Consider the following 11,683-nt stretch of genomic DNA (forward strand, 5'->3'; position numbering starts at 1 on the left):
AGACCCACGTGCTTCCAAGAGAGATGGGCGGCGGCGTTACCCCATCCGGTTTAGAGCATCTCGCCGGTCGTCTGGCGGGGCGTGGTCATAGCGGAGTGTTGTTTTCGAAGAGCGATGTCGGAGTTGGGCCTGAGCCGCCGCCAACCCCTCTTCTCGCGTCATAAACGTCCCGACACTGTGGCGAATCGAGTACCAGCTTATGTCTCGATTCTCCGTGTCAATCCCCGCCTGTTCGCACACTCGTCGGAGGACGTGATTCAGTGCGTGACTTCCGTAGGGGTTCGCCTGTCGAGTGAGCCAGAGAGTGTCCGTGTTTTCATACATCTCGTACTGTTCCCTCTCATCCAACCATCGAGACAACGCTTCCGCTGTCCTATCTGTTAGGCTCACTGTCCAGTTGTCGACGTTTTTCGAACTCTCCTCTTTCGGGATGCGGAGAACTCGGTTTTGCGCGTCAACCCACTCGGTGGTGGCACGTTCGACCTCGATAGGGCGAAGACCTGTATCGAGTGCGGTCCAGAGGAGAGAAGGGAATTTCCACGAGTTCGCACGGTCGAAGTCGTTGGGGCCAATTTCGGTCTTCGGTTTCACGAACCGTTGCGCGAGATATTCCTTCCATTCGTCTCGCTCCTCTGGTGAAAGCGAGTTGTACGAAGGAACCGACCCGTACTTCAAGACCGCTTCTCGAATCTGCTGACGCTCCTCAACAGAAAGGTAGTCGCGGGGGTTCGTCGTACTGGTGTCGTTCGAGAAGGTGAGTTCTGGCTCCCACTCATCTTCACCGAACTCCCACCCGCGCCACCAAAACAGGGTCTTCAGTGCCTTCATCATATTCGCCTTCGTGTCCTGTGAGGCGTCACTGTATGCCAGTTCACGCATATACGTGTCTGCGTGCTCGTGCGAGACGCGCGTGGTGTACCCATCCTCTTGCTCCCACACCCATCGGTAGAACTTATCGACCCTCGCACAACGGATGTCTGCTGTCGCTTCGGCATAGCCTTCACCGCGCTCTGGGTCTTTTCCGAGGTTGAGTACCCACTTGATGAACTTCTCCCGATGCGCGCGATAGTCCGAAATCTGCCGTTCTGCAAGCTCTTCTGCCGTTGGCTCAGTTATGATTGTAATCCCGTGACTGCGTGGGGATGATTCACCCGAACCTGTTTTCTTGGCTTTCGTCATTGTGTGTCTCCGTTCGTCGGAGACAGAGAAAACCGCTGTACGGCGGAGGAATTGTAACGTCCTGACGGAGATTTGAACTCCGGTCCCTGGCTCCGCAAGCCAAGAGGATAGTCCACTACCCTACCAGGACTCACCTACTCGTATCCGGCATCGACGTATAGGGGTTACGATTCGGTCGCCCGCGCCCGAGGGTATTTATCGGATGCCGGGGCCACTCGGCGTATGCCACACCCAGACCGCGGCGGATCGACCCGACACCGACAACGCTTTTCGGGAGGCCGTGTTTGCTCTCCGTAGCAATGGGCGCTATCGAGGAAATTTATGAGGACCTCGACGCCGACGTCTCCGAGGAGGAGTTCCGTGAGGCCGTCGAAGCGAAGGTAGAACAGATGGGCGGGCTCGCGGACGAGGAAACGGCCGCGATGCTCATCGCCCACGACCTCGACGGGGGCGAGGTCGAGACGATCGCGGACATCGAACCCGGCTTGGAGGAAGTGAAGTTCCTCGGCAAGGTCACCGGGGTCGGCGAGTTGCGGACGTTCGAGCGCGACGGCGAGGACGACGAGGGCCACGTGTTGAACCTCGACGTCGCCGACGAGTCCGGTGCCGTCCGGGTCGCGCTGTGGGACGAGGACGCCATCGCCGCCGAGGAGGAGATCGCCGTCGGGGACGTCTTTCGAATCAAGGGGCGGCCCAAGGACGGATACAACGGCACGGAGGTCAGCGCCGACCGGCTCGAACCCGACGACGAGGCGACGATCGACGTCGATATCGGGGGGCGCGTGACGGCGGACTCGCTGTCGATGGGCCAATCCGACGTGAACCTCCGAGGGGTCGTACTCGACACCGGTTCGATCAGGACGTTCGATCGCGACGACGGCAGCGAGGGGCGTGTGTCGAACCTGACGCTCGGCGACGAGACCGGCCGTGTTCGGGTGACGCTGTGGGACGAGCGCGCCGACGCCGCGACGGAACTCGCCCCCGGCCAGAGCGTCGAGATCGTCGACGGCTACGTCCGCGAGCGCGACGGCTCGCTCGAACTCCACGTCGGCTCCCGAAGCGAGATCGACGAGCTCGATGAGGCGATCGAGTTCGTCCCCGACGCGGACGACATCGCGGACCTTGAGATCGACCAGACCGTCGATATCGCGGGGGTCGTCCGCTCGGCCGACCCGAAGCGGACGTTCGATCGCGACGACGGCAGCGAGGGGCAGGTGAGAAACGTTCGCATTCAAGACAAGACTGGCGACATCCGGGTCGCGCTGTGGGGCGAGAAAGCCGACGCGGACCTCGGTCCCGGCGACGAGGTGTTCTGCGCGGACGTCGAGATTCAAGATGGGTGGCAAGACGACCTCGAAGCCTCCGCTGGCTGGCGGTCGACGATCGCCGTCATCGACGGCGCGGAGCCGGATCGGGGTGCCGATTCTGCCGGACTGGATGAGTTCGCCGACGGCTCAGCGCCGGAGCGTTCCTCGTCGACTGAACCGGACGACGATCGGGACTCGGGCGACGACGAACCGGAGACGTTCACCGGCACCGTCGTCCAGCCGGGTGAGCCGGTCATCCTCGACAGCGGCGAGGAGACGATCCACGTCGAGACGGACGCCGACGTACACCTCGGCCAGGAGGTCACCGTTCGGGGTCGCCGCGACGGCGATACGTTCCTCGCCGACGACGTTTTCTGACCCGCCACGCGCTCGCAAAGATTAAGGCCGACTCGCTCCCGGTGTGATGTATGAGCGTCGAGTTACCGTTCGCCCCGGTCGATACGGTCATCCGACGGAACGCGGGGCAGCTGCGGGTCAGCGCCGAGGCCGCCGAGGAACTCGCCCGACGAATCCAGATCCGCGGCGCAGAACTGGCCGCATCCGCTGCTGAACGGGCGACGGAAGACGGCCGAAAGACGCTGATGGCCGAGGATTTCGACGCTCAGACCGTCGATAAGGATCTCCTCGAACTGCCGGTCGCCCCGATCGATCGGATCGCAAGACTCGACATCGACGATCAGTACCGGGTGTCAATGGATGCTCGGATCGCCCTCGCGGGCGAACTCGAATCGTACGCCGACACCGTCGCCACCGCCGCGGCCATCCTGGCTCGCCACGCCGATCGGCGGACGATCAAGGCCGAGGATATGACCGCGTACTACGAACTCGAACCGTACTTCGAATGAAGTTCGGCTACCGCGAGATCTGCTTAGAACACGATACTGGCCCGCGGCACCCCGAGACGGCGGACCGCATCCGGGCGATTCGCCGTGGGCTCGCCAAACGCCACGGCGTCGAGTACCACGACGGGGCCCCCGCTGACCGTGACGCCGTCGAGGCGGTGCACGATCCCGCCTACATCAGCGAAATCGAGTCCTTTTGCGCCGACGGGGGCGGCACGTGGGACGCCGACACCGTCGCCGTCGAGGAGACGTGGGACGCGGCGCTGGCGTCGGCCGGACTCGCCCGCTGGGCGGTCGAAGAGGCGATCGACGGATCGGATGGCCGCCAGACCCCCTTCGCCATCGGCCGGCCGCCGGGCCACCACGCCGAGTTCGACGAGGCGATGGGCTTTTGTTTTTTCAACAACGCCGCCGTTGCCGCCCATTGGGCGGTCGATCACGCTGAGGGCGTCGATAGCGCAGTGATCTTCGATTGGGACGTCCACCACGGAAACGGCACGCAGGACATCTTCTACGATCGGGACGACGTCTTCTACGTCTCCATCCACGAGCAGGGGCTCTTTCCGGGGACGGGCGAGGTGCTCGAAACCGGCGGGCCGAACGCCCGAAAGACGATCCTCAACGCGCCGTTGCCGGGCGGAAGCGGAGACGAGGAGTACACCGCGGTCGTCGACGAACTACTCGACCCGGCGATCGAGCGGTTCGCCCCGGACCTCTTCGTCGTCAGCGCCGGCTTCGACGCCCATCGCCACGATCCTATCTCGCGGATGCGCGTCTCGACGGAGGGGTACGGCCACATGACCGATCGCGTCCGGACGATCGCGGATCGACACGACGCCGCCCTGGCGTTCGTCCTCGAGGGCGGCTACGGGCTCGACGCGCTCGCCGAGTCCGTCGGGATGGTGCACGAGGTCTTCGACGGTCGGGAGCCCGTCGAACCCGACGGTGACGTGCTCTCGAAGGCCGAACGCGTCATCGACGACGTCAGAGCCGCCCACGAACTGTGAGCTGCGAGCTCAGGGTCTCGGATAGAAGTACTTCGCCAGCTCCGTACCGAACTGCGCCGCGAGCGCCGCCACTTCTTTGCCGACGAGTATCTCGTGGTCGGCCTTGAGCGCCGACTCGACGTGTGGACCGAGCGAGACGTCGAAAAGCGTCGAACGGACGAGCTCGCCGGGCGTTCTGGCGTCCCGCGTTCGTTCGACGACGTAGCGTCCGTTCTCGTCGATAAACGGGCCGGTCGTGTCCCCGTCACGATAGGCGCGATAGAATCCCTCGGCGTGCTCTCGGACGCCGACCGGCGGGCCGTCGTGTCTGGCGATCGCCGGGAGTTCGCCGACCGCACACTCGACGAGCAACACGGCGTCGTCGGCCGCGAAACACGAACTCCGCATCGGGGCGAACCCTGCACGTTCGAGCGCGCCCTCGATGCCAGCGAGGGACTTTTCGAGCTGTGGATACAGCTGGTCGTCGACGATGCTCGGCGTGGCGAACCGGACGGCGATCGGGGCCGTCGCGCGGTCATCGAGCGCAGCCTCGACTTCGTCGGCCGAGAGCGGGTTCCGCGTGGATGCCTCGAACAGTTTGACCCGCGGATCCGCCGACAGGTCGCGGGCGTAGTGGATCGTCCGCGCAACGTTTCGGGCCGAACAGACGGCCGCGACGTTGCGCTCGGGGTCGGTCGGATCGATCATCACTAGCGGGTCGTCGAACGACCGCGTCCCGTGCCCTTCGGGATCGAATCGGAGCGGCGGCGTCCAGTCGACTGCGGCGTCGATGAACGCCCGAAATCCGCCGTACTCCAACACGAGCAACTCCGTCAGGAAACCGGAGAACCCCTTCGTTCGCAGGTCGCTCCCGTACGTTCCGATCGCCGAGAGGAACGCCTTTGCGACGCGGACGTCGTCGGCCACCGGATCGATTCGGTCCGCGAGGTACGCCGTGTGAAACGGCGTTCTATCGACTGCCGAACGGATCTCGGCCGCGTCCTCGACGGCGTAGCACGGAACGCAATCGACGTCGAACCCGCGGAACTCCCCCTTGACGTAGGGATGCTCTGCGAACTCCTCGTGGCCGTTCGGGAGCACCGCGTGTCCGACCTCGAGCCCGTAGCGTTCGAGTTCGTCTCGGCCCAACTCGGGCGAAAAGAGCACGAACAGATCGATATCCCGATCCCCGGCGAGCCACGTTCCACGAGCGGTCGACCCGACGAGTTTCGTTTCGGCAGCAACCGGCAACGAATCGATCGCCCCGCTCGCCCGCTCGGCGAGCGCTTCGACGGCCGATTCGAGGGCCTCGACCTCCGATTCGTCGGGAACCACGCGATCGCGGACCTCGGTCACGACCGATTCGAACGACATACCCGCGGTTGCGGCGTCGATTTATAAAGCGTATCGGTGCGACTCGATCGTTCGTGGATCGGATGAGTCGACAGCGGGCGGCAGTGAAACGAAAGCCATATCAAGCAAATCGCAGTATGATGGAATGCGAAAGGCCGCCGTAGCTCAGTTGGTAGAGCACCTGGTTGTTACCCAGGTTGTCCCAGGTTCGAGACCTGGCGGCGGCGTCACAGTTCCTCTCTCGTCCCTTCCCGTCCCGAGCGAGTCGTCTCCCCGCTATACCGCCCGTCGTCTCTCGCTTCGGCGGACGCGGCCATCTAGTCGGCGCGCTCGGCCGCGAGATCGATCCACTCCCGTTCGCTCTCGAACGCACTCCGAAGTCGCTCTCGATCGACAGTCGCCGGTCGCCGCATCCCGTCGACCCCGTCCTCGAATCGAAAAAGACGAGTTCGATATCCGGCGTTCCCTCCTCGCTGCGTCGAAACGACACGTCGACGCCGGTGTATTCGGCGGCGTGTTCCGTCCAGTACACCGCCACATCGTCGGTGAGCACCTTCACGTTGTGATCGCTCTCGCTGTTGTTAACGACGGTGATCGTCGTCACCCCCGCGAGCGGGTGCTCGCCGCCACCGAGAATATCGTCTGCCCGCGATTCCACGTCCGATCGAACCTCAGAGCAACCCGCGAGCGCTACTCCAGTGATCGCGTGGCGACGGCTCAACTCCATGTCTGCGATATGTGCCGAGGTATGGTATATGTCGTCGCCGACTCGGCCACTGAGTCGATCACTATTCGGCAGACTGAAGAGGAACGGGGGGATATCAAGATCCGAAGGGCCCTTAGCTCAGTGGTTAGAGCGCTCGGCTCATACTCCCGGTCGCCTCCGTGCGACGGGATGGGACACCGAGTGGTCGCTGGTTCGAATCCTGCAGGGCCCATCGAAATTTCACGCGGTATCGAGTCGTTACCCAACAGCGCATGGGTCACCTTAGACGGCCGAAACTGGTTGTTTCGGAATCTCGAACGTCGGTCACAGCGTCGTGGCCGAACGAGACTCTCGTTTGGAGTCTCCGCCATCCGGCGAATCCTGTAACTGCGACCGTGGCAATGTCCGTGGTGGCATGGTCCCTCCATCGGCATTCCCACTCCGCTTCTCGCTAGCTCCCGTCTCGACACGGAGAACGCCGTCTCCAAGTTGTTATGATTAATAATAGTCATTTCTAGCCGGGTGGAACTGGTCGCTCTCAGATCGAGTACGCCGAGGGGCAGCTACGCGTGGCCGTCGCGCCCGAATCGCGCCCTGATCGTGTTGATGAGAATCGGGAGAACCATGCCGACGCCGATGAGGAGCGCGAGTCGAAGCAGCCGATTGTCGCTAAACTGCAACGCGAGGAGCCACAGCCCGATGCCGAGCAGCCCGAACGCCGTCGCGATCTTCCCGTCGACACTGGCCATGTCGGTCGGATATCGGGCGACCGAAGTATAGCTGCCGATCGACCGCTCCCGGACGAAACGGTCCGGAACGCGCTATCTGACGGGACAGGTCGGTGGACTTAGTACGGAGGCGCGGAAAGGGAGTCGGTATGAACGTTGCAGACGCGATGACGCCACGCTCGGAGGTGATCACCGTTGAGATCCCCGGAATGCGTGAGGACGTGCTCGAATATCTGCAGGACCGTGGGTTCTCGTCGGTCCCCGTGATTCGATCGACCGACGACGGCGAGCAGTTTCGCGGGCTCGTCACCCGCGAATCGCTCATCGAACAGCCCGACGAGGACCAGCTCGCGCTCCTCAAGCGCGAGGTTCCGTCCGTCGGCCGGTCCACCTCCATGACCGAACTCGCCGAGCTCGTCCTCGAATCCGGCGAGCGTCGAGTTCCGGTGGTCGAAGACGGCGAGCTTCTCGGAATCGTCACCGTCACGGACATCGTTCGGGCCATCGCCGAGGGCGAACAGGACGGCGACGCCACCGTCGACGCGTTGGCGACGCGCGAAGTCAACACCGTGTATCACGCGACGCCTCTGCCAGTCGCCGAGCGGGAGATCTCATACGCGAACGTGCCCTACGCCGTCGTGCTCGACGACGATGGCAGACAGACCGGGATGGTCACCGAAGTCGATATTATCGAAGTCGCCCGCGTGGTGCAGGGCGAGTCCAACCCAGGCGACGCCGTCGCCAACCAAGACGACGAGTGGATGTGGGAGGGGATCAAGGCTGTCGGGAGTCGGTCGATCCCCACGCTCAACGTCGAGATCCCGTCGACGGCGGTCTCGGAGTTCATGACGGAGGATCTCGTCACCGTCTCGAAGACCCGATCCGCTCGCGACGCCGCACAGCTCATGCTCTCGAACGACATCGAACAGATCCCGCTGCTCTCCGGCGACGAACTCATCGGCATCGTGCGCGATATCGATCTGCTGGAGGCGCTGGTATGAGCGAGACGAGGGAACTCGCGGAACTCGCGAAGCGCCGCGGGTTCTTCTTTCCCTCGAACGAGGCGTACGGCGGCACGGCCGGATTCTACACCTACGGACCGGAGGGCGCGGCGCTCAAGCGAAATCTCGAGGACGTCTGGCGCGACCTCTTCGTCCGTGAACTCGACAATGTAGAGCTCGAAGCGCCGACGATCATGCCGGAAGCGGTGTTCGAGGCATCGGGTCATCTCGACGGGTTCGACGACATGATCGTCGAGTGCGCCGAGTGCGGGGCGACCCACCGAGCCGATCACCTCGTCGAGGACGCCGTCCCCGACATCGAGGACGCCGAGGCGCTCGGCCCCGAACGGGTCGGCGAACTCATCGCCGAACACGGGATCGTCTGCCCGGCGTGTGACGCCGACCTCGCCGACGAGCCGGTCGAGGAGTTCAATCTCATGTTCGGGACGAACATCGGTCCTGGATCGGCCGCACGTGGGTACCTCCGGCCCGAAACTGCACAGGGAATCTTCGTCGAGTTCCCCCGCTTGAAGGAGTACGCGAGAAACAGCCTCCCCTTCGGCGTCGCTCAGATCGGGCGGGCCTACCGGAACGAGATCTCGCCGCGACGCGCGCTGGTCCGCGTTCGCGAGTTCACGCAGGCCGAACTGGAGCATTTCATCGACCCTGAGTCCGACGAACCGCCGATCGATCGCGTCGCCGACGTCGAACTCCCGTTGTACGCCGCGCCAGCCCAACACGACGACGACGGGACGACCGAGACGCACACCGTCCGCGACGCCCTCAACGAGGGGATCATCGGCAACGATTGGGTCGCCTACTACCTCGGCTGTGCGATCGACTTCTACGAACGCATCGGCATCGACATGGACCGATTCCGCTATCGGCAGCACCTCGCAGGCGAGCGGGCCCACTACGCCGCCGACTGCTGGGACGCCGAGACCGAACTCGGTGGCAACTGGATCGAGGTGACTGGGTTCGCCTACCGATCCGATTACGACCTCTCGAAGCACGGCGAGTACGCCGATGAATCGTTCACTATCTTCCGACAGTACGACGAACCCAAGACGACCGAGCGGGCGATCGTCGACCCCGACATGAGCTACCTCGGCCCGGAGTTCGGCGGCGACGCGGCCGCGATCGCCAAGGAACTTGAGGCGCTCGCCGGTCGCGATCGATCGGCCTTCGAGGGAGAGACCGTCGATATCGAACTCGACGGCGACACCTATTCGATCCCCGTGGAAAAAGCCGACTTCGCCGTCGAAGAACAGACCGAGGCTGGCGAACACATCACGCCGCACGTCGTCGAACCCTCCTTCGGCGTCGACCGACTCGTCTACAGCGTGTTGATCCACGCCCACGAGTCCGACACCGTCGACGACGAGGAGCGAGCGTTTCTCGATCTCCCCGCGGAGATGGCGCCGACGACGGTCGCCGTGGTCCCGCTGATGGCGAAAGACGGTCTCGACGAGCGGGCGCAGTCGATCGCCGAGGAACTCCGCGCGGCGGGATACGAGGTCGCCTACGACGACACCGGAAACATCGGGCGTCGATACCGACGACAGGACGAGGTCGGGACCCCCTACTGTGTCACCGTCGATTACGAGACTCAACAGGACGGTACCGTGACGGTTCGAGAACGCGATTCGACCGAACAGACGCGGGTCGGAGCCGACGACCTCGCTGCGGTGATCCGACGACTCGTCGACGGTGACTCGCTCTCGGACCTGTAGTGAGTTCGTCTATCGCCCCAGCCCTCCCATCGTCGATCGACCTGTAGGTTTTATTCGCTCCGGTGAGAAATTCAGGTAATGACCGTCTACGAATCGGACTTACCGGGCGTCGGGAAGAAATTCGAAATCGAACTTGGCGACGGATCGACGCTCATCATCGTCATTCACAACACCGGCAAACGCGAGGTGTTCCGACGCGAGGGTGAGAGCGATTCCGTCAAACTGTTCGAGATTTCGGATCAGATGGCCCGACAGGTCGGTTCGATACTCGAGGGGGCGTACTTCCAGCCGATCGCGACGGACACGACCGAAACGATGCTAGACGACGATTCGTTGCTCGAGTGGGTCAAGGTTGTTCCAGGATCGAGTATCGTCGGCCAAACGCTCGAGGAACTCGACTTTCGCAACGCTACTGGGGCGTCGGTCGTCGCCGTTCAACGCGACGAGGACACCGAGTCGAATCCCGGTCCGGACACCGTCATTCAGGCCGACGACACGCTCATCATTCTCGGAACGCGGGGCGCGTGCCGGAGCGTCGAGTCCCTCGCCGCAGGCGAAGCGGCCGTCGACGATTCCGAGGACCACGACTGAGAGATGGCGGAGGTACTCTTCGAAGCCGGGCTCATGCTCGCGGTGCTCGCGCTCGCCGGCACCGTCGCACGACGGATCAACCAGTCCGTAATTCCATTCTACGTTCTCTCTGGGATGATCATGAGCCCGTTCGTCCTCGGTCGGCTCGGCTTCGATTCCGTCGCTGGATACGCGATCGAACTGCAGACGTACATCACGCTGTTGGCCGAGCTGGGCATCGTCTTCTTGCTGTTCTTTCTCGGGTTGGAGTTCAGCCTCGATCGGCTCCTCGGATCGAGCGAGAAGATCGGGAAGGCGGGTACGCTCGATCTGCTCGTGAACCTCCCGGCCGGTGTCATCATCGGTCTCCTCCTCGGGTGGTCGGTGCTTGAGGCGTTCGTCCTCGGCGGGATCGTCTACATCTCGTCGTCGGCGGTCATCACGAAGTCGCTCATCGATCTCGGCTGGATCGCGAACGACGAGTCAAACCCGATCCTCGGAACGCTGGTTTACGAAGACCTGTTCATCGCGTTTTATCTGGCGGTCCTCTCGGCGATACTCTTGGGTGGCGGCGCGCTCGCCACGATCGCCGTCGACGTCGCAGTTGCGATGGGATTCTTGCTCGCGCTCGTGAGCGCCGTCTACCTCGGAACGGATCACTTCGGCCGATTCTTGGACGTCGACTCCGAGGAGATGTTCGTCCTCCGGGCGGTCGCGGTGACCGTTTTCGTCGCCGGATTCGCCCTCGCGATCGGCGTCAGCGAGGCCGTCGCGGCCTTCTTCATCGGTATGGGGTTCTCCGGGACGGATCACCTCCACGACCTCGAACGGCGACTCATCCCGTTCCGCGACGTATTCGCGGCCGTGTTCTTCTTTTGGATCGGCCTGCGAACCGACCCGGCGGTCTTCCCCGCGGTCGCCGGCGTCGTCGCGCTGCTCGTCGTCGTCACCGCGCCGACGAAGCTGTTCACCGGGTTCTTCGGCGGTCGGTTTTACGGGCTCGACGACCGACGCAACGTTCGGGTCGGGCTGGGGATGGTGACCCGCGGCGAGTTCTCGCTCATCATTGCGGCCATCGCGGCCGACTCGACAATCGGCGGGACGGTCCTCACCGATACCATTCCCGCCGTCGCCGTCGGCTACGTGCTCGTCATGAGCATTCTCGGGACGATGCTCATGCAGTACTCGGGGCGCTTCGAGCGATACGTCGTCGACGGTCGATCGGCGGCCCCAGCAGAGTGAGCCGGGGGCGCACGC

General features: G+C 63.6%; 10 protein-coding genes and 3 tRNA genes. 9 read left to right on the top strand and 4 right to left on the bottom strand.

From position 1 onward, the window contains the following. Nucleotides 1-36 precede the first annotated feature (36 nt). Complete coding sequence (locus tag DM868_RS05175) at nucleotides 37-1,179, bottom strand: tyrosine-type recombinase/integrase (RefSeq protein ID WP_137275794.1); 1,143 nt, start codon at nucleotides 1,177-1,179, stop codon at nucleotides 37-39. A 57-nt stretch (nucleotides 1,180-1,236) separates the two neighbouring features. Further along, nucleotides 1,237-1,309 (bottom strand) — tRNA-Arg (locus tag DM868_RS05180). Nucleotides 1,310-1,478: 169 nt separating this feature from the next. Here DM868_RS05180 and DM868_RS05185 point away from each other — a divergent pair. From DM868_RS05185 to DM868_RS05195, 3 genes are read left to right on the top strand one after another with little or no spacing between them, the layout of a single operon-like run. After that, nucleotides 1,479-2,864 carry a single-stranded DNA binding protein gene (locus DM868_RS05185; protein ID WP_137275795.1) on the top strand — a complete coding sequence of 462 codons (1,386 nt, stop codon included), beginning with the start codon at nucleotides 1,479-1,481 and terminating at the stop codon, nucleotides 2,862-2,864. Nucleotides 2,865-2,914: 50 nt separating this feature from the next. Beyond that, nucleotides 2,915-3,352, top strand: a complete 438-nt coding sequence (locus DM868_RS05190) for a histone (protein WP_137275796.1) — start codon at nucleotides 2,915-2,917, stop codon at nucleotides 3,350-3,352. After that, the gene (locus DM868_RS05195) at nucleotides 3,349-4,356 is read left to right on the top strand and encodes a histone deacetylase family protein (protein ID WP_137275797.1); all 1,008 of its coding nucleotides are present in this window, start codon (nucleotides 3,349-3,351) and stop codon (nucleotides 4,354-4,356) included. The genes DM868_RS05190 and DM868_RS05195 overlap by 4 nt, the downstream gene beginning before the upstream one ends. A gap of 9 nt (nucleotides 4,357-4,365) precedes the next feature. On the opposite strand, the gene cca is transcribed toward DM868_RS05195, so the two are convergent. Beyond that, complete coding sequence (cca, locus tag DM868_RS05200) at nucleotides 4,366-5,709, bottom strand: CCA tRNA nucleotidyltransferase (RefSeq protein ID WP_137275798.1); 1,344 nt, start codon at nucleotides 5,707-5,709, stop codon at nucleotides 4,366-4,368. A gap of 133 nt (nucleotides 5,710-5,842) precedes the next feature. Here cca and DM868_RS05205 point away from each other — a divergent pair. Beyond that, nucleotides 5,843-5,915 (top strand) — tRNA-Asn (locus tag DM868_RS05205). A 606-nt stretch (nucleotides 5,916-6,521) separates the two neighbouring features. Continuing rightward, a tRNA-Ile gene (locus DM868_RS05210) sits at nucleotides 6,522-6,626 on the top strand. A 331-nt stretch (nucleotides 6,627-6,957) separates the two neighbouring features. Here DM868_RS05210 and DM868_RS05215 read toward each other — a convergent pair. Next, nucleotides 6,958-7,143 (bottom strand): hypothetical protein, encoded by a 186-nt coding sequence (locus tag DM868_RS05215; RefSeq protein WP_137275799.1) that lies wholly within the window; start codon nucleotides 7,141-7,143, stop codon nucleotides 6,958-6,960. Nucleotides 7,144-7,271: 128 nt separating this feature from the next. Between DM868_RS05215 and DM868_RS05220 the strand changes: the two genes are divergently transcribed. The 4 genes from DM868_RS05220 (at nucleotide 7,272) to DM868_RS05235 (ending at nucleotide 11,668) form a co-directional block, all read left to right on the top strand. Continuing rightward, nucleotides 7,272-8,123 carry a CBS domain-containing protein gene (locus tag DM868_RS05220; protein ID WP_137275800.1) on the top strand — a complete coding sequence of 284 codons (852 nt, stop codon included), beginning with the start codon at nucleotides 7,272-7,274 and terminating at the stop codon, nucleotides 8,121-8,123. Continuing rightward, nucleotides 8,120-9,856, top strand: coding sequence for a glycine--tRNA ligase (gene glyS, locus DM868_RS05225; protein ID WP_137275801.1), 1,737 nt, complete (start codon nucleotides 8,120-8,122; stop codon nucleotides 9,854-9,856). Before DM868_RS05220 ends, glyS begins: the two co-directional genes overlap by 4 nt. 78 nt (nucleotides 9,857-9,934) lie before the next feature. Further along, the gene (locus DM868_RS05230) at nucleotides 9,935-10,447 is read left to right on the top strand and encodes a cation:proton antiporter regulatory subunit (RefSeq protein WP_137275802.1); all 513 of its coding nucleotides are present in this window, start codon (nucleotides 9,935-9,937) and stop codon (nucleotides 10,445-10,447) included. A 3-nt stretch (nucleotides 10,448-10,450) separates the two neighbouring features. Beyond that, complete coding sequence (locus DM868_RS05235) at nucleotides 10,451-11,668, top strand: cation:proton antiporter (protein ID WP_137275803.1); 1,218 nt, start codon at nucleotides 10,451-10,453, stop codon at nucleotides 11,666-11,668. Nucleotides 11,669-11,683: the final 15 nt, after the last annotated feature.

This window comes from Natronomonas salsuginis (assembly GCF_005239135.1).
GTDB classification, from domain to species: domain Archaea; phylum Halobacteriota; class Halobacteria; order Halobacteriales; family Haloarculaceae; genus Natronomonas; species Natronomonas salsuginis.